Origin of the sequence: Stenotrophomonas sp. CASM106, from assembly GCF_049384825.1 — a bacterium.
In the GTDB taxonomy this organism is placed as follows: domain Bacteria; phylum Pseudomonadota; class Gammaproteobacteria; order Xanthomonadales; family Xanthomonadaceae; genus Stenotrophomonas; species Stenotrophomonas muris.
The window spans coordinates 650,675-667,507 of record NZ_JBMRFS010000001.1 but is presented as its reverse complement, the minus strand read 5'-3'; the positions used below and the strand labels follow the sequence as shown (position 1 = coordinate 667,507).

18 protein-coding genes are annotated in these 16,833 nt (G+C 68.5%); 17 read left to right on the top strand and 1 reads right to left on the bottom strand.

Annotation, left to right across the window (positions count from 1 at the left end; genetic code table 11):
- The first annotated feature begins 23 nt into the window (after positions 1–23).
- Positions 24–1,310 carry a threonine synthase gene (thrC, locus tag VG556_RS03085; protein ID WP_049406510.1) on the top strand — a complete coding sequence of 429 codons (1,287 nt, stop codon included), beginning with the start codon at positions 24–26 and terminating at the stop codon, positions 1,308–1,310.
- A 102-nt stretch (positions 1,311–1,412) separates the two neighbouring features.
- Here thrC and VG556_RS03080 read toward each other — a convergent pair whose 3' ends face one another.
- Positions 1,413–2,165, bottom strand: coding sequence for a Crp/Fnr family transcriptional regulator (locus tag VG556_RS03080; RefSeq protein ID WP_010482595.1), 753 nt, complete (start codon positions 2,163–2,165; stop codon positions 1,413–1,415).
- A gap of 127 nt (positions 2,166–2,292) precedes the next feature.
- Between VG556_RS03080 and hisS the strand changes: the two genes are divergently transcribed.
- The 16 genes from hisS (at position 2,293) to VG556_RS03000 (ending at position 16,549) form a co-directional block, all read left to right on the top strand.
- A complete protein-coding gene (gene hisS, locus VG556_RS03075; RefSeq protein ID WP_100449943.1) occupies positions 2,293–3,690 on the top strand; it encodes a histidine--tRNA ligase in 1,398 nt (465 codons plus the stop codon).
- Positions 3,687–3,983 carry a hypothetical protein gene (locus VG556_RS03070; RefSeq protein WP_049440823.1) on the top strand — a complete coding sequence of 99 codons (297 nt, stop codon included), beginning with the start codon at positions 3,687–3,689 and terminating at the stop codon, positions 3,981–3,983. Before hisS ends, VG556_RS03070 begins: the two co-directional genes overlap by 4 nt.
- Before the next feature lie 198 nt (positions 3,984–4,181).
- Positions 4,182–4,490: a YerC/YecD family TrpR-related protein gene (locus tag VG556_RS03065; protein ID WP_005416326.1), complete on the top strand. Its 309-nt coding sequence runs from the start codon at positions 4,182–4,184 to the stop codon at positions 4,488–4,490.
- A gap of 34 nt (positions 4,491–4,524) precedes the next feature.
- Complete coding sequence (gene hisG / locus VG556_RS03060; protein ID WP_049406503.1) at positions 4,525–5,436, top strand: ATP phosphoribosyltransferase; 912 nt, start codon at positions 4,525–4,527, stop codon at positions 5,434–5,436.
- Complete coding sequence (gene hisD, locus VG556_RS03055) at positions 5,433–6,728, top strand: histidinol dehydrogenase (protein ID WP_032957995.1); 1,296 nt, start codon at positions 5,433–5,435, stop codon at positions 6,726–6,728. The genes hisG and hisD overlap by 4 nt, the downstream gene beginning before the upstream one ends.
- Positions 6,725–7,819, top strand: coding sequence for a histidinol-phosphate transaminase (gene hisC / locus VG556_RS03050; protein ID WP_100449944.1), 1,095 nt, complete (start codon positions 6,725–6,727; stop codon positions 7,817–7,819). Before hisD ends, hisC begins: the two co-directional genes overlap by 4 nt.
- Complete coding sequence (gene hisB, locus VG556_RS03045) at positions 7,816–8,889, top strand: bifunctional histidinol-phosphatase/imidazoleglycerol-phosphate dehydratase HisB (protein WP_014646950.1); 1,074 nt, start codon at positions 7,816–7,818, stop codon at positions 8,887–8,889. Before hisC ends, hisB begins: the two co-directional genes overlap by 4 nt.
- Positions 8,886–9,488, top strand: a complete 603-nt coding sequence (hisH, locus tag VG556_RS03040) for an imidazole glycerol phosphate synthase subunit HisH (RefSeq protein WP_100449945.1) — start codon at positions 8,886–8,888, stop codon at positions 9,486–9,488. The genes hisB and hisH overlap by 4 nt, the downstream gene beginning before the upstream one ends.
- Complete coding sequence (gene hisA, locus VG556_RS03035; protein ID WP_100449946.1) at positions 9,485–10,219, top strand: 1-(5-phosphoribosyl)-5-[(5-phosphoribosylamino)methylideneamino]imidazole-4-carboxamide isomerase; 735 nt, start codon at positions 9,485–9,487, stop codon at positions 10,217–10,219. Before hisH ends, hisA begins: the two co-directional genes overlap by 4 nt.
- Positions 10,213–10,989: an imidazole glycerol phosphate synthase subunit HisF gene (gene hisF, locus VG556_RS03030; RefSeq protein WP_014646953.1), complete on the top strand. Its 777-nt coding sequence runs from the start codon at positions 10,213–10,215 to the stop codon at positions 10,987–10,989. The genes hisA and hisF overlap by 7 nt, the downstream gene beginning before the upstream one ends.
- A complete protein-coding gene (hisIE, locus tag VG556_RS03025; RefSeq protein WP_100449947.1) occupies positions 10,979–11,599 on the top strand; it encodes a bifunctional phosphoribosyl-AMP cyclohydrolase/phosphoribosyl-ATP diphosphatase HisIE in 621 nt (206 codons plus the stop codon). The genes hisF and hisIE overlap by 11 nt, the downstream gene beginning before the upstream one ends.
- A gap of 154 nt (positions 11,600–11,753) precedes the next feature.
- Positions 11,754–13,343, top strand: coding sequence for a calcineurin-like phosphoesterase C-terminal domain-containing protein (locus VG556_RS03020; RefSeq protein ID WP_100449948.1), 1,590 nt, complete (start codon positions 11,754–11,756; stop codon positions 13,341–13,343).
- Between the two features lie 36 nt (positions 13,344–13,379).
- The gene (locus VG556_RS03015; RefSeq protein WP_005409434.1) at positions 13,380–13,664 is read left to right on the top strand and encodes a hypothetical protein; all 285 of its coding nucleotides are present in this window, start codon (positions 13,380–13,382) and stop codon (positions 13,662–13,664) included.
- Between the two features lie 84 nt (positions 13,665–13,748).
- On the top strand, positions 13,749–14,771 hold the full coding sequence (locus VG556_RS03010; protein ID WP_100449949.1) for a glucokinase: 1,023 nt from the start codon (positions 13,749–13,751) through the stop codon (positions 14,769–14,771).
- Positions 14,772–14,822: 51 nt separating this feature from the next.
- Positions 14,823–15,821, top strand: a complete 999-nt coding sequence (locus tag VG556_RS03005) for a N(4)-(beta-N-acetylglucosaminyl)-L-asparaginase (RefSeq protein ID WP_100449950.1) — start codon at positions 14,823–14,825, stop codon at positions 15,819–15,821.
- On the top strand, positions 15,818–16,549 hold the full coding sequence (locus VG556_RS03000; protein WP_100449951.1) for a copper homeostasis protein CutC: 732 nt from the start codon (positions 15,818–15,820) through the stop codon (positions 16,547–16,549). Before VG556_RS03005 ends, VG556_RS03000 begins: the two co-directional genes overlap by 4 nt.
- Positions 16,550–16,833 lie beyond the last annotated feature (284 nt).

Genomic DNA, 16,833 nt, shown 5'->3' with positions numbered 1-16,833 from the left:
CCCCTTCTCTGGAAACCGATCCCATGCAATTTGTTTCGACACGCGGGCAGTCTCCCGCCGTTGGCCTCAGCGCGGCGATCGCCGCTGGATTGGCGCCCGATGGCGGGCTGTATGTTCCCGCGCATCTGTCGGCCGCGCGCAAGCTGCAGGCCGGGGCGACCCTGGCCGATACCGCCGCCGATCTGCTGGCACCGTTGTTTGCGGGCGACGCACTTGAGACTGCGCTTCCGGGGATCTGCCGCGAAGCGTTCGACTTCCCGGTGCCGCTGCGTGCACTCGGCGAGGGTGACCATGTGCTGGAGCTGTTCCATGGGCCGACGGCGGCATTCAAGGATATCGGCGCGCGCTTCCTGGCCGGTACGCTGTCGCGGCTGCAGGTCGGCAAGGATCGCGATCTGACGATCGTCGTCGCCACGTCCGGCGATACGGGTGCCGCCGTTGCGGCGGCCTTCCATCGCCAGCCGGGCGTGCGCGTGGTGGTGCTGTATCCGGAGGGCCGCGTGTCTCCGCGCCAGGCGCATCAGCTCGGTTGTTTCGGCGACAACATCCAGGCCCTGCGCGTGACGGGCGTATTCGACGATTGCCAGGCGATGGTCAAGCAGGCGCTGGCCGACCGCGAACTGCAGGCGCAGGTGCCGTTGAGCTCGGCCAACAGCATCAGCCTGGGCCGACTGCTGCCGCAGATGAGCTACTACGCGCATGCAGCGTTGACCCACTACGCCGCGCATCGTCGCCGGCTCAACCTGGTGGTGCCGACCGGCAATCTGGGCAACGCGATGGCGGCCGTGCTGGCGCGCGCGCTGGGCGTGCCGATCGGCCAGATCGTGCTGGCCACCAATGCCAATGCCGTGCTGCCGGCGTACTTCAATGGTGGCGACTACCAGCCGCAGGCCAGTGTGGCGACGGTGGCCAATGCAATGGACGTGGGTGCGCCGAGCAACTTCGAGCGACTGCGCTGGCTCTACCACGGCGACGACGCAGAGCTGCGTGCAGCTTTCCGCGCGTTCGCGGTGGATGACGTGACCATCCGCGCGACGATTGCCGCAGCGCATGCCAGCCGCGGCGAGCTGTTCTGCCCGCACACGGCGACGGCGGTGAAGGTGCTGCAGGATCTGCGCGCGCGCGGTGCCAAGGGCGACTGGGCGGTGGTAGCTACGGCGCATCCAGCCAAGTTCGAGGCTGTGGTCGAGCCGCTGATCGGCGAAACGGTGGCGGTGCCGCCTGCGCTGGATGCGTTGCTGCAGCGACCGGCGCACGCCGAACCATTGGCGGCGGATTACGCGGCGTTGCGCGAGGTGTTGCTGCGTTGATCGCAGATGGAGGCGGTTGCCGGCCAGCGGCCGGCACCACCCGTGTTGCATCCTTCCGGTAGTGCCGGCCGCTGGCCGGCAACCCAACCAACCGCGATACGGTCAGATCAACCCTTCACCGGCCAGCGTGCGCAGCCCATCCTCGTCGAGGATCTCCACCACGTTCAGGTGGGGCAGGGCGATCAGCCCCTGCTGGCGCAGCTTGGTGAAGGTGCGGCTGACCGTTTCCATGGTCAGGCCCAGATGGTCGGCGATATCGCCGCGGCCCATCGGCAGCGACACGCGCAGGCCGTCGCCCCCCAGCTTGGCCTCGCGCGCGGCCAGGCGCAGCAGGAAATCGGCCAGCTTCTCGGCCGGCTGCAGGCGTGCCAGCGCCAGCGCAGCATCCTGTGCGGCATCCAGTTCCTGGCAGGCGCGCTGCAGCAGCTTGCGCTCCAGGTGCGGGAAGCGGCTGCGCAGGGCCTTCATCTGTGGCAGCGCGACACGGCACACGCGGCTGTCGGCGATGGCCTCGATGTCGTAGCGGTGGTGGTCGCTGCCGCTCAGGCCCAGGTAGTCGCCGGGCAGCACGAAACCGTTGATCTGGCGCCGGCCGTCGGCCAGGGTGCGCACCAGGCGCAGTGCGCCGGCGGTCAATGTATAGACATGGTCGCGCTCTTCGCCGGTGCGGGCCAGCGTGCTGCCCATGCTGACCTGCTGCGAGACGGTGACCTGTTCCAGCGCCTGCACTTCGTCTGGCGACAGCGCCGAGCACACCGCAAGGTGCCGAACCGAGCAGTGCAGGCAGTCCAGCGTGGTGCAGGACGGCGAGGCGGGATCGTTGGTGGCGGGCGGAGCGCCGGAAGGCCGTGACATGTTGCGGGGGGCGTATCGCGGGCGGGGAGGGCCTTATGATACTTCAAGCGGCCGTTCGACCCTGCCCGAGGCGGGGGCGCTAGAATGTTGCCCCCTCCCACGTCCCGTTCCAGCAGGAGTTCCGCCCGTGATCAAGCCCCGTACCCCGCCCGGCACCCTTGAGCTGCTGCCGCGCGAGCAGATTGCGTTCCAGCGCATGCTGGACGTCATCCGCCGCAACTACGAGCGCTTCGGGTTCCTGCCGGTGGAGACGCCGGTGTTCGAGCTGTCCGACGTGCTGCTGACCAAGTCCGGTGGTGAGACCGAGCGCCAGGTGTATTTCGTGCAGTCCACCGGCGCGCTGGCCAACGCGGCCGAGTCGGGCGACCGTTCGCTGCCGGAAATGGCGCTGCGCTTCGACCTGACCGTGCCGCTGGCACGCTACGTGGCCGAGCACGAACACGAACTGACCTTCCCGTTCCGCCGTTACCAGATGCAGCGCGTGTACCGCGGCGAGCGTGCCCAGCGCGGTCGTTTCCGCGAGTTCTACCAGTGCGACATCGACGTGATCGGCAAGGACAGCCTGAGCGTGCGGTACGACGCTGAAGTGCTGGCGGTCATCCATGCGGTGTTCTCGGAACTGCGCATCGGTGACTTCAGCATCCAGCTGAACAACCGCAAGCTGATGCGCGGCTTCTTCGAGAGCCTGGGCGTGGCTGAAGGCGAGCGCCAGCTGGCGGTGCTGCGCGAAGTGGACAAGCTGGACAAGCGTGGCGCCGATTACGTTCGCGAGACGCTGGTGGGCGAGGGCTTCAACATCCCGGCAGAACAGGTCGAGAAGATCCTGGCCTTCGTCGCTGTGCGTTCGCAGGGCCATGCCGATGCGCTGGCGCAGCTGGCCACGCTGGAAGCCGGCGCCGGTTCTTCGGAGATCCTGCGTACCGGCGTCGCCGAACTGCGCGAAGTGCTGCAGCTGGTGCAGGCGCTGGGCGTGCCGGAAACCGCATACTGCCTGAACTTCTCCATTGCGCGCGGCCTGGACTATTACACCGGCACCGTCTACGAGACCACGCTGACCGACCACCCGCAGATCGGCTCGATCTGTTCGGGCGGCCGTTACGAAGACCTGGCCAGCCACTACAGCAAGTCGAAGCTGCCGGGCGTGGGTATCTCCATCGGCCTGTCGCGCCTGTTCTGGCAGCTGCGCGAGGCGGGCCTGATCGACGGCATCGAAGCCAGCAGCGTGCAGGCGCTGGTGGCGCTGATGGACGAGCAGGGCATGCCGCAGTCGCTGGACATCGCGCGCCGCCTGCGCGCCGGTGGCATCAATACCGAAGTGCAGATGGAGCCGAAGAAGATCGGCAAGCAGTTCCAGTACGCGGCCAAGGCCGGCATCCGCTTCGTGGTGCTGGCCGGTGAAGACGAGCTCGCGCGCGGCGTGGTGGCGGTAAAGGACCTGCTGCGTGAGCAGCAGTTCGAAGTGTCGCGCGACGAGCTGGCCAGCACCCTGCTGGTGGAGCTGGAGCAGTCCAGGGCGATGGTGTGAAGCCGGCCGTCGCAGGGGTACTCACCGTGCTCCTGTTGGCGGGCTGCCAGAGTGACCCGGTGCTGCGCAGTGATCGGCTGGGCCCGGCGCAGTACCGGCTGCAGGTTGATCGCTGTCACGTGATCGACCGCGCGCAGCTTGAGGGCGACCTGCGGGCCCTGGCCTCGCGGACGTGCCCGGCGGGTGCAGGGGCGTTGCAGAACATCCAGTCCCTGCCGAGCCGGCAGGGCAGCCTGTTCGGGGAGTGCCCGCGGCGCGGGACGCTGCAGGCGGAGGTGCGTTGCCTGCCCTGAGTCGAGCCAGGTTGTTGATTTGAAAGCAGAACGCCCGCCCTTTGGTGGGCGTTCTGCATTTCCGGCATCCGGTCCAGGGGTCAGATCCGTTTTCCTCTGGAAAACGGATCTGACCCCATGAGGCTCCGATTTGACGCACTGCGCAAGAATGCGTTAATGTACTAACGCGCTATTACATTGATGCATGGACCCGACCCCGTGAAAGCCCGCCCCGAGATTGCCGCCAAAGACCCGAAGGCCGACCTGGAAGCCCTGGCCCGGGCCTTTGCCGCGCTGCGCGAGCCGGAGCAGGTCGAGGCATTCCTGCGCGACCTGTGCACCCCGGCCGAGCTGGAGGCCATGGCCGACCGCTGGAAGGTGGTGCCGCTGCTGCAGCAGGGCGTGCCGTACCGCGAGATCCACGAGCGCACCGGCGTCAGCGTGACCACCACCGGACGGGTGGCACGCACGCTCGAGCACGGCCATCGAGGCTATGCCGCCGCCATCGACCGCCTTGCTTCGCGCTGATCCGCGCCCCGTTCCGAACTTCGAGACCTCCCCCATGAGTGCATCCCAGGCAGCGCCGGCACGAGACCGGCTGCGTATCGCCATCCAGAAGAGCGGCCGGCTGGCCGAGCCCGCCCGCAACCTGCTCAGCGCCTGTGGTCTGAGCTGGCGCGAGAGCCGCGACAAGCTGTTCTGCTACGGCGAATCGCTGCCGGTGGACCTGTTGCTGGTGCGCGACGACGACATCCCCGGCCTGATCGCCGATGGCGTCTGCGACCTCGGCATCGTCGGTCGCAATGAACTGGACGAGCAGGCCGCAGCACGCCGCCAGATCGGCCTGCCGGACGCCTACCAGGCGCTGCGCGGGCTGGGCTTCGGCCAGTGCCGGCTGATGCTGGCGGTGCCCGAGGAATGGCAGTGGCAGGGTCCGGCGCAGCTGGCCGGCACCCGCATCGCCACCAGCTACCCGGCCATCCTCAAGCAGTGGCTGGCGGAGCAGGGCGTGGACGCGCAGGTGGTCGAGCTGTCCGGGTCGGTGGAAATCGCCCCGCGCCTGGGTACCGCCGACCTGATCTGCGATCTGGTCTCCAGCGGCGCCACGCTGCGTGCCAACCAGTTGACCCCGGTACACAACCTGCTCGACAGCGAGGCGGTGCTGGCTGGTGCGGTGCGCGTGCCGGATGACGCACGTGCATCGCTGCGCGCGATGCTGCTGCGCCGCCTCGACGGCGTGGTGCAGCGCCAGGACCGCAAGCTGCTGATGTTCCGTGCCAGCGAAGATCGCGTCGACGCGCTGGCGCAGCTGCTGGCCGATGCCGAGCCGCTGGTGCGGCTGCCGGCCGATGGTGGCGCGCTGCGCCTGCAGACCATGTGCCCCGGCCCGCTGAGCTGGCAGCGCATGGAAGAACTCGAGCGTGCGGGCGCGCAGGGCCTGATGGTATTGAGCGTGGAGCGGTCGCTGGCATGAACCGTCTGATCTGGTCCCGACTTGATGAGGCCGCGCGCAGCGCGGCATTGACCCGCCCGGTGCAGGCCGTGGCGCAGCAGACCCGCGATGCCGTAGCGGCCCTGATCGCGCAGGTGCGTGCACAGGGCGACGACGCGCTGCGTGCAATTACGGCGCGTTTCGATGGCGTCGAGCTGGCCTCGTTTGAAGTTTCCGAAGCCGAATTCGCCGCTGCCGAAGCCGCCGTGCCCGCCGAACTGCGACAGGCGATGGTGGACGCCGCCGAACGCATTGCGCGCTTCCACGCCGCTGGCATGGGCAAAGGCTATGCAGTTGAAACCGCGCCGGGCGTGGTCTGCGAACGCATGCTGCGGCCGATTGGCCGGGTGGGCCTGTACGTACCGGCTGGCAGCGCGCCGTTGCCGTCCACCGCGTTGATGCTGGGCGTGCCGGCGCAGCTGGCCGGTTGCCCGCAGGTGGTGCTGTGCACCCCGCCGCGCGCCGACGGCAGTGCCGATCCGGCAGTGCTGGTAGCCGCCCGCCTGACCGGCGTGCAGCGCGTGTTCAAGCTGGGCGGCGCGCAGGCGATCGCGGCGATGGCCTATGGCACGGCCAGCATTCCGGCCTGCGACAAGCTGTTCGGGCCGGGCAACAGCTTCGTTACCGAAGCCAAGCAGCAGGTCGCACAGGACGGCGCCGCCGCCATCGACATGCCTGCCGGTCCTTCGGAGGTGCTGGTGATTGCCGATGCTGGCGCCAATCCGGCGTTCGTCGCCGCCGACCTGCTGTCGCAGGCCGAGCACGGTCCGGATTCTCAGGTGCTGCTGCTGACCGACGACGCCGTGATGCTGGCGGCGGTCGAAGCCGAGGTTGAGCGCCAGGTGGCCCTGCTGCCGCGCCAGCAGATCGCGCGCCAGGCACTGTCGGCATCGCGGCTGGTGCAGGTCGATGCGTTGGACGAGGCGTTCGCGATCAGCAACCGCTATGCACCAGAGCACCTGATCCTGGCCCTGCGTGATCCGCGCGCATGGCTGGACAAGGTGCAGGCGGCCGGCTCGGTGTTCCTGGGCGATTACACCCCCGAAGCACTGGGTGACTACTGCAGCGGCACCAACCACGTATTGCCCACCGCCGGTGCCGCGCGTGCCTACAGCGGCGTGAGCGTTGCCAGCTTCCAGAACCTGATCAGCGTGCAGAGCGCCAGCGCCGCCGGCCTGGCCGCGATCGGCGGCTGCGCGCGCATCATCGCCCGTGCCGAAGGCCTGGATGCGCACGAGCGTGCCGTTGCGTTGCGCATGGAGGTGGCGGCATGAGCGCGGCGATCGATGAGGTGCTGGCACTGGTGCGCCCGGACCTGCAGGCCTTCGCCGGCTACAGCTCGGCACGCAGCGCGGCGGTGCAGGGCGAGGTCTGGTTGAATGCCAATGAGTCGGCCTGGGCCAATGCGGCCGATACCGCAGGCAGCAGCCGGCGCTATCCGGAGCCGCAGCCGCTCGCGCTGCGCGAGGGACTGGCGGCGCTGTACGGCGTGACGCCACAGCAGCTGCTGATCGGTCGCGGCAGCGACGAAGCCATTGATCTGCTGGTGCGTGCGCTGTGCGTGCCGGGTCGCGATGGCGTGCTGGTCACGCCGCCGGTGTTTGGCATGTACGCCGTCTGCGCACGCCTGCAGGGTGCCGCCTTGATTGAAGTGCCGCTGGTGGACAGCGAGGATGGACTGCGCACCGATCTGGATGCGGTGATCGACGCGGCCAAGGCGCAGGGTGCCAAGCTGGTGTTCCTGTGTGCGCCGTCGAACCCGGCCGGCAGTGACATCGCCCTGGATGAGGTCGAGCGCGTGGCGGTTGCGCTGCGCGGGCAGGCGCTGGTCGTGGTGGACGAGGCCTATGTCGAGTATGCACAACGGCCCTCGGCGACCACGTTGCTGGCCGCGCACGCCAATCTGGCGGTGCTGCGCACGCTGTCGAAGGCGCACGCGCTCGCGGCCGCCCGCGTTGGCACGCTGATCGCTGCCCCGGAGCTGATTGCCCTGCTGCGTCGCTGCCAGGCGCCGTACCCGGTACCGACGCCGTGCGCGGAACTGGCCGTGCAGGCACTGCAGCCGGCCGCGCTGGCGCGCACCGCCGAGCGCGTGACCACGGTGATCGCCGAGCGCGAGCGCCTGCGTGCAGCTCTGGCCGGCCTGCCCGGCGTGTGCCGGGTGTATGCCTCGGCCGGCAACTACCTGCTGGTCCGCTTCGCCGATCCCCAGTCCGCGTTCGATACGCTGCTGGCTGCAGGCGTGGTGGTGCGCGACCAGCGCGCTGCGCCGCAGCTGGGTGATGCGCTGCGCATCAGCATCGGCAGCCCCGAAGAGAATGGCCGCGTGCTTGCGGCCCTGTCGGCGCGGAGGGCCGCAGCATGACCCCGATCCTGTTCATTGACCGCGACGGCACCCTCATCGAGGAGCCGTCCGACTTCCAGATCGACGCCTACGAAAAGCTGCGCTTCGTGCCGCAGGTGATCCCGGCGCTGCTGAAGCTGCGTGATGCCGGCTACCAGTTCGTGATCGTCACCAACCAGGATGGCCTCGGCAGCGACAGCTACCCGCGCGCCAGCTTCGATGGCCCCAACGACCTGATGCTGCAGATCTTCGAGAGCCAGGGCATCACCTTCCGTGACGTGCTGATCGATTCCAGCTGGCCGCAGGACAATGCGCCGACCCGCAAGCCGGGCATCGGCCTGATGACCGCCTACCTGCAGGACCGCAGCATCGACTGGGCACGCTCGGGCATGGTCGGTGACCGCATCACCGACCTGCAGTTTGCCGCCAACCTCAACATCCGTGGTTTCCAGCTGCGCACCGCGCAGTTTGGTGGGGAGTGGGACTGGCCGGGCATCGCCCATGCGCTGGCCGACGCGCCGCGCACCGCCGTTGTCCAGCGCAACACCAAAGAAACGAAGATCCGCGTTGAGCTGGACCTGGACCGCGCGGGTGATGCACGCATTGCCACCGGCCTGCCGTTCTTCGACCACATGCTGGAGCAGATCGGCAAGCACGGCGGCTTCGCGCTGGACATCCAGGCCGAGGGTGACCTGCACATCGACGAGCACCACACCATCGAGGACACCGGGCTGGCCCTGGGCCAGGCCCTGCGCGAGGCGTTGGGCGACAAGCGCGGCATTGGCCGTTACGGCTTCACCCTGCCCATGGACGAGACCCTGGCCAGCGCTGCGCTGGACTTCAGCGGCCGCCCCTATTTCGTGTTCGAGGGCGAGTTCAAGCGCGAGCGCGTGGGCGATATGCCGACCGAGCTGGTGCCGCACTTCTTCCGTTCGCTGTGCGATGCCAGCGGTTTGAACCTCAACCTGCAGGTGCGTGGCGACAACGATCACCACAAGGTGGAGGCCTGCTTCAAGGCGCTGGCGCGCGCGCTGCGTCCGGCGCTGGCCCGGCAGGGCACGGCACTGCCGAGTACCAAGGGGGCGTTGTGAGCGATGTTGCGCTGATCGATGCCGGTGGCGCCAACCTGGGCTCGGTGCGCTACGCACTGGAGCGCCTGGGCGCGACGGTGCGGCTGGTGCGCGATGCGGACGGCCTGGTTGGTGCGCGGCGGGTGATCCTGCCCGGCGTCGGCGCCGCCGGTCCCGGCATGCAGCGCCTGCACGCTCAGGGCCTGGTGGAACCGCTGCAGCGACTGGAGGTGCCGCTGATGGGCATCTGCCTTGGCATGCAGCTGCTGTTCGAACGCTCCGAGGAAGCGGGCGTAGAGACACTGGGGCTTGTTCCAGGCGTGGTGCGCAAGCTGGTGCCAGCCTGTGGCATCCGCGTGCCGCACATGGGCTGGAACCGCCTGCTGCCGCTGCGCGAATCGTTGTTGCTGCAGGGCGTGCCGGAACGCGCCAGCGCCTACTTCGTGCACAGCTATGCGGCGCCGCTCAATACCCACACCGTCGCTGCCTGCGACCACGGTGGCCTGTTCACCGCCGTGGTGGAGCAGGGGCGCTACTACGGCGCACAGTTCCATCCCGAGCGCTCCGGCGAGACCGGCTCGCTGATGCTGCGCAACTTCCTCGAGGGCACTGCTGCATGAGTTTCATCGTCTACCCCGCGCTGGATATCCGCGACGGCCGCGTGGTGCGGCTGCGCCAGGGCGACTACGCGCAGGAAACCTCCTATGGGGATGACCCTGTGCCGCGCGCGCAGGCCTTCGCCGCGCAGGGCGCGCAGTGGATGCACCTGGTCGACCTGGATGCCGCACGGGCCGGTGGCTACACGCTGGCGCCGCTGTTGGCATCCATTCGCGCGCAGACCCCGCTGCAGGTGCAGACCGGCGGTGGCGTGCGCGGCCGCGACGATGTGGCGCGCATCCTCGAAGCTGGCGCCGGCCGCGTGGTGGTGGGTTCGCTGGCGGTGCGTCGTCCCGATGAAGTGGTCGGCTGGCTGGAGGAATTCGGCGCCGATCGCATCACGATTGCGCTGGACGCGCGCCAGGACGCACAGGGGCAATGGCAGCTGCCGGTGCACGGATGGACCGAGAACGCCGGGGTGACCCTGGATGACCTGGCCCGGCGCTACGCGCACGCCGGCATGCGCCATCTGCTGTGCACCGACATCGCCCGCGACGGCATGCTGGCCGGGCCCAACATCAGCCTGTACCAGCACCTGTCGGCGCTGTTGCCGGGTGTGGCGGTGCAGGCGTCCGGTGGCATCCGTGACGTGGCCGATGTGGCCGAGGCGCGTGCTGCCGGCTGCGGCGGTGCCATCCTCGGCAAGGCACTGCTGGAGCAGCGCATGGACCTGAGCGAGGCGTTGGCATGTTGAGCCGCCGCATCATTCCGTGCCTGGACGTGCGCGATGGCCGCGTGGTCAAGGGCGTGCGCTTCCGCGATCACGTCGACATGGGCGACATCGCCGAGTTGGCACAGCGCTATCGCGACCAGGGCGCGGACGAGCTGGTGTTCTATGACATCGGCGCCAGTCCCGAGGCACGGTCGGTTGACGTCGCCTGGATCGAGCGCATCGCGCGCCTGATCGACATTCCGTTCTGTGTGGCCGGTGGCATCGACAGCGTGGAAACCGCGCGCCGCGTGCTGTTCGCCGGTGCCGACAAGGTGTCGATCAATTCGCCGGCGCTGGGCCGGCCGGAGCTGATCACCGAGCTGGCGGACGAGTTCGGCGTGCAGTGCGTTGTGGTGGGGGTCGATTCGGTGCGCGAGGCCGACGGGCAATGGCGGGTGCGTCGTTTCAGCGGCGATCCGGACAAGACCCAGGCGGTGCCGCTGCGCACGCTCGACTGGATCGTCGAAGCGCAACGGCGTGGAGCCGGTGAGATCGTGCTGAACTGCATGGACAGCGACGGTGTGCGCCGTGGCTACGATGTCGTGCAGCTGCAGCAGGCGCGGGCGCTGTGCCAGGTGCCGCTGATTGCCTCCGGTGGTGCCGGAGCGATGGAGCACTTCGCCGACGCCTTCGACCAGGCCGACGTCGACGGTGCGTTGGCGGCCAGTGTGTTCCACAGCGGCGCCATCGCCATTCCAGAATTGAAGCGCTACCTGCGCGGACAGCAGATCGAGGTGCGGGATGTCTATTGAAGTGAGGCCATCGCTGGATGCGCTGCAGGCGCTGGACTGGGGCAAGGACGACGGCCTGCTGCCGGCCGTGGTGCAGGATGCCGATACCCTGCAGGTGCTGATGCTGGGCTATGTCAGCGCCGAATCGCTGGCGGCTACGCTGGCCATCGGCCACATGACCTTTTTCAGTCGCAGCAAGCAGCGGTTGTGGACCAAGGGCGAGCAGTCCGGCAACGTGCTGGTGGTGCAGTCGATCCGTGTCGACTGCGACGCCGATACGCTGCTGGTGATGGCGCGCCCGGCCGGGCCGACCTGCCACACCGGTGCCGAGAGCTGTTTCGACCAGGCGCCGAAGGATTTCCTGGGTGGGCTGGGCCAGCTGGTGGCCATGCGTGACGCGCAGCGCCCTCCCGGCAGCTACACCACCAGCATGTTTGAAGGCGGCATCCGCCGCATCGCGCAGAAGGTGGGTGAGGAGGGCGTGGAGACCGCATTGGCCGCCGTGGCGCAGGATGATGAGGCATTGCTGGGCGAGGCGTCGGACCTGCTGTACCACCTGCTGGTGCTGCTGCGCGCGCGCGGGCTGTCGCTGGATGATGCGCGCGCGGTGCTGGAAAAACGCCATCGTTGAAGCGTGGTAGTGCCGGCCGCTGGCCGGCAACCAGCCGATGCCCGACGATCATGAGGTTGCCGGCCAGCGGCCGGCACTACCGGGAATGCGTCACCGCGTGCGCGATGTCATCAACGGAATCTACAATAGGCGGTCTTTCTTTCCCGGACCGCCCATGAAACTGCCTGCCGCCTGGCTGTGCTGCCTGTTGCTGACCTCGCCGGCCTGGGCCGCGGACACCGTGGTCAGCGGCAAGGTCTATCTGGAGCGTGACGGCAAGCCCGGCCGCGGTGCGACCGATCCGGGCCTGGCCGGGGTGCAGGTTTCCAACGGCGAGACCATCGTCAAGACTGCCGCTGACGGCAGCTACAGCCTGCCGGTGCGCGACGGCCAGACCGTATTCGTGATCAAGCCCGATGCCTACGCCTTCCCGAAGGCGGCGGACGGCCTGCCTTCGTTCTGGCGCCACTACCGCCCGACCGGCTCGCCGGCGCTGAAGTACGGCGGCATCGCCGCGACCAGCGACGTCACCCGCAACTGGGACTTCGCCCTGCAGTCGGATCGCCATGACAGTCGCCGTGGTTTCCAGATGCTGGTGTTCACCGATTCGCAGACCGCCAGCCTGAAGGACATCGGCTACTACCAGCAGTCGATCGTGGCGCCGCTGGTCGGCCAGACCAGGGCACGCATGGGCACCACCCTGGGCGACATCGTCAACGACGACCTGACCCTGTACCCGGCGATCAACAAGGTCACCACCGAACTCGGCGTGCCGTGGTTCCACGTGCCGGGCAACCATGACCTCGACTTCGATGCGGCCAGCGACGAACACTCACTGGACAGCTGGCGCAACATCTACGGCCCGGACACCTACGCGGTGGAAGAGGGCGGCGCCAGTTTCGTGTTCCTGGACGACGTGGTGTACGACCCCAAGGCCAGGCCGAAGTACGTCGGCGGTCTGCGCGAAGACCAGTTCGCCTTCCTCGCCAGCTACCTGAAGGGCCTGCACAAGGACCGCCTGCTGGTGCTGGGCATGCACATCCCGCTGTTCGACGCGGCGCCGGGGCGCGAGACCTTCCGCCATGCTGACCGCCAGCGCCTGTTCGACCTGCTGAAGGACTTCCGCAACGTACTGGTGCTCAGCGGCCACAGCCACACCCAGCAGCACGTCTACCACGGTAAGGCCGAGGGCTGGAACGGCGACAAGCCGCTGCACGAATACAACGTCGGTGCCAACTGCGGTGCGTTCTGGTCGGGCGTGAAGAATGCCGCTGGCGTGCCGGACAGCACCATGAGCGACGGCACGCCGAAGGGCTATGCATTGCTCGACGTGGCCGGCAACGGCAGCTATCGCCTGCAGTACCGCGTGGCCGGCAGGCAGGCCAGCGAGCAGATCGGCCTGCACGCGCCGAAGGTGCTGCGCCAGGGGGCCTACCCGGCGTGGGGTGTCTACGCCAACGTCTACATGGGCGAGGATCGGAGCGTGGTCGAGTACCGCGTCGATGGCGGCGCCTGGCAGCCGATGAAGCAGGTCAGCCAGCCCGACCCTCGCCTGATGGTGGAGAACGTGGCCGATGATCTGGCCAGCAGCCTGCGCGGCTACGACCGTTCACCGGAGGCCACTGCATCGCCGCACCTGTGGCGTGGCGCGCTGCCGACCGATCTTGCAGTGGGCAGCCATAAGGTCGAGGTACGCTCCACCCAGCCTGATGGCGCAGTGTTCACCGCCACCACCAGCTACAGCCTGCAGACTGCCCAGCCCTGACCCCCGCGCACCAGCGCTCCAGCGAAAGGACCCCGCATGGATATCCGCTTCATGGCCGGCACCACACCGGTGACCCTCAGCCGCCACTGGTTCACCGGCGCGATGCTGCTGCAGAGCGCCACCGAGAAGGTCTGGGTGCAGCACCCGCTGCATCCGGGCACCCACTTCTCGTTCTCGCTGGTACAGTCGTGGCTGCGCCACATCGCCGGCCACGAAGTGCTGGTCGAGCGCACCCGGCCGCTGCTGTTCGCCGGCTTCCGCCCGCAGCGCCTGCGCGTGCTGGTGGATGGGGTGCAGGTGGCCGAACAGGAAGGCATGTAGGTTCACCTGAACCACCGGCGCGCTAGGCAAAGCCGTCCCGATGCCTGAGAATCGGGGCGATTCAATCGATCCAAGCAGGCCAGCGTGACCATCGCAGCAGCGTCAACGGTTTCCTCCGACTCCGCCCGCGGCGGTCTTCCGCGCCGTCTGGTCGTCGCCGATGTCGGCGGCACCTTTGCCCGGCTCGCGCTGGCAGAAACCCGACCCGGCCAGACGCCGCTGCTGGGCAGCCACCGTACCTATGCCTGTGCCGAGCATTCCAGCCTGGCCGCGATCCTGGCCGATTTCACCGCCGGCCTCGGCCAACCGGTGCAGACCGCGGTGGTCGCCATCGCTGGCCTGCTGGATGGCGATGTGCTGATCAACTCGAACCTGCCGTGGACGGTCTCGCTGTCGGCCACCCGCGCGCAGTCCGGGCTGCACGAACTGCAGCTGATCAATGATTTCGAAGCGGTGGCGCTGGCCATCCCCTACCTGCAGCCGGAAACCCTGGTGCCACTGAACGGCGACGCCGATCCGGCGCAGGCCTTCCCGGCGCTGGTACTGGGCGCGGGTACCGGGCTGGGCGCCGCGCTGCGTTTCGCTGATGGCGAGCGTCCGGTGCTGGCCAGCGAGATCGGTCATGCCGCGCTGGGCGCCGGCAACGCGCTGGAACTCCAGGTGCTGGGCCGCCTGCTGCAGCGTTGGCCGCACGTGGACAACGAACGCGTGCTGTCCGGCAGCGGCCTGATGAACCTGTATCCGTGCCTGTGCGAACTGCGCGGCGTCACCCCGGTGTGGAACAGTACGGAGGCGCTGATCGGTGCCGCGCGTAGCGGTGAGGATGCACTGGCGGTGGAAACGTTGCAGGTCTTCTGTGCGTGGCTGGGCAGCCTGGCCGGCGACGCGGCAATCGCCGTCGGCGCGCGCTCGGTGTACCTGGCCGGTGGCATTTCCGCGCATGTGCAGGATTTCCTGGCCGATGGCCGCTTCCGTGAGCGCTTCCTCAACAAGGGCGTGCTGACCGAGGTGCTGCGCCAGGTGCCGGTGTGGCGCGTGGAGCATGGCCAGCTGGGCGTGCTTGGCGCAGCGGTCTGGCACGCCGCACGGCAGCCCACGCACGACTGATCGGCAGGGTTGGCATCGGGCCGGCCGTGCATTGCAGACTGGGAGGGGAAAATGGTGGATCGCAGGCAGTTCCTGCAGGCCGGTGCACTGGTCGCAGGCATGGCGGCATTGCCGGGCGTGCAGGCGCGCACGCAGGGTGGGGCCCGGGTGGTCTCCACCTGGGACTTCGGCGTACCGGCCAACCAGACCGCATGGAAGGTGCTGGCGCAGGGGGGCAGCGCGCTGGATGCGGTGGAGGCGGGCGCACGCTGGGCCGAGAGCGAGCTGTGCAACCCCACCGTTGGCCATTGCGGCAATCCGGATCGCGACGGCGTGCTGAGCCTGGATGCGAGCATCATGGACGGCGATGGCCGTTGCGGTGCAGTGGCCGCGCTGGTGGACATCCTGCATCCGGTGTCGGTGGCCCGCAAAGTGATGGAGAACAGCCCGCATGTGCTGCTGGTCGGCGAGGGCGCGCAGCAGTTTGCGGTGCAGCAGGGGTTCGAGCGCAAGCATCTGCTGACGCCGCAGGCCGAAGCGGCCTGGCGCGAGTGGCTGAAGACCGAGAAGTACCAGCCGCAGATCAATGCCGAGCGCCGTGGCATTCCCGGCAACAGCGACAACCACGACACCATCGGCATGCTGGCACTGGATGCCAAGGGCCGGCTGGCCGGTGCCTGCACCACCAGCGGCATGGCGTGGAAACTGCACGGTCGCGTTGGCGACAGTCCGATCATCGGCGCCGGCCTGTACGTCGACAACGACGTCGGCGCGGCCACTGCTTCGGGTGTGGGTGAGGAGATGATCCGCAACGCGGCTTCGTTCCTGGTGGTCGAGCTGATGCGCCAGGGGCGTTCACCGGCGCAGGCCTGCCGTGAAGCCATCGACCGCGTGGTGCGCAAGCGCCCGGAAGCGAGCAGAACGTTGCAGGTGTGCTTCCTGGCCATGAACAAGCAGGGCGAGGTCGGCGCCTACGCGCTGCATCGTGGCTTCGTCTATGCGGTGTGCGATGCGCAGCGCCAGGATGACCTGCGTGACTCGCCGTCGATCTACACGAGCACCCAGGCGTGAGTACGCGGCGGACCCTGGAGATCGCCAGCAACTCGCTGGCCTCGGCGCTGGCTGCGCAGGCTGGCGGCGCCGACCGCATCGAACTGTTCGACAACCTGGCCGAGGGCGGCACCACGCCGTCGTTCGCCAGCATCGCGATGGCCCGCGAGCGCCTGTCGATTCCGCTGTTCGTGCTGGTGCGGCCACGCCCGGGCGACTTCCACTACGACGCGCTGGAAACCGAACTGATGCTGCGTGACATCGCGCAGTGCCGCGCGCTGGGTTGCGATGGTGTGGTGATCGGCGCGCTGGACGTGCAGGGCGGCATCGACCTGGCGCTGTGCCGGGAACTGGTGCAGGCCGCCGGGCCGTTGCAGGTGACCTTCCATCGCGCCTTCGACGCCGCCCGCGATCTGCCGGCGGCGCTGGAGCAGGTGATCGGGCTGGGCTGCCAGCGCGTGCTGACCTCGGGCGGGCAGGCCAGCGCCGAGGCCGGTGCCGATGTGCTGGCGGGCCTGGTCACCCAGGCGGCGGGGCGCATCACGGTGATGGCTGGCGCCGGATTGGCCCCGGGCAACATCGCAACCGTCGCGCGGCAGACCGGCTGTACCGAACTGCACGCCTCCGCAAAAGGCCTGCGCCGCTCGGCGATGCAGTTCCAGAACCCGGCGCTGCGCGGTCTGGACCCGGACTGGAGCCAGACCGCCACCGCTACCGTGGCCGCGCTGCGGCAGGCGCTGGACGGCTGATCGAATCCGTCGGGCATGGCCCGGGGTCAGATCCCTTCTGCGAAGGGATCTGACCCCTGTCGCAACCCCGGCCGCAGGCACGCGACGGACAAAACCGTTCCGCGCGCGATTGTCGTGATCATGTCACTACTTCGTGCGCCGTTCTGTCAGCGATGCGTCGCAACTCTTTGATTGTTCTGGACACCGGCAGCCGATAGCGACAATCCGCCGGCTGTTGCTGCATTGCCGCATGCCGGGCGTGGTTCAGCTGTGCTTTAGTTTGGATCGATCCACAGGGGAGGTGC

Coding starts and splice junctions, on each gene's coding strand:
- thrC (WP_049406510.1), top strand. CDS start 24: ATGCAATTTGTTTCGACACGCGGGCAGTCTCCCGCCGTTGGCCTCAGC.
- VG556_RS03080 (WP_010482595.1), bottom strand. CDS start 2,165: ATGTCACGGCCTTCCGGCGCTCCGCCCGCCACCAACGATCCCGCCTCG.
- hisG (WP_049406503.1), top strand. CDS start 4,525: ATGAGTGCATCCCAGGCAGCGCCGGCACGAGACCGGCTGCGTATCGCC.
- hisD (WP_032957995.1), top strand. CDS start 5,433: ATGAACCGTCTGATCTGGTCCCGACTTGATGAGGCCGCGCGCAGCGCG.
- hisC (WP_100449944.1), top strand. CDS start 6,725: ATGAGCGCGGCGATCGATGAGGTGCTGGCACTGGTGCGCCCGGACCTG.
- hisB (WP_014646950.1), top strand. CDS start 7,816: ATGACCCCGATCCTGTTCATTGACCGCGACGGCACCCTCATCGAGGAG.
- hisA (WP_100449946.1), top strand. CDS start 9,485: ATGAGTTTCATCGTCTACCCCGCGCTGGATATCCGCGACGGCCGCGTG.
- hisF (WP_014646953.1), top strand. CDS start 10,213: ATGTTGAGCCGCCGCATCATTCCGTGCCTGGACGTGCGCGATGGCCGC.
- hisIE (WP_100449947.1), top strand. CDS start 10,979: ATGTCTATTGAAGTGAGGCCATCGCTGGATGCGCTGCAGGCGCTGGAC.
- VG556_RS03020 (WP_100449948.1), top strand. CDS start 11,754: ATGAAACTGCCTGCCGCCTGGCTGTGCTGCCTGTTGCTGACCTCGCCG.
- VG556_RS03015 (WP_005409434.1), top strand. CDS start 13,380: ATGGATATCCGCTTCATGGCCGGCACCACACCGGTGACCCTCAGCCGC.
- VG556_RS03005 (WP_100449950.1), top strand. CDS start 14,823: ATGGTGGATCGCAGGCAGTTCCTGCAGGCCGGTGCACTGGTCGCAGGC.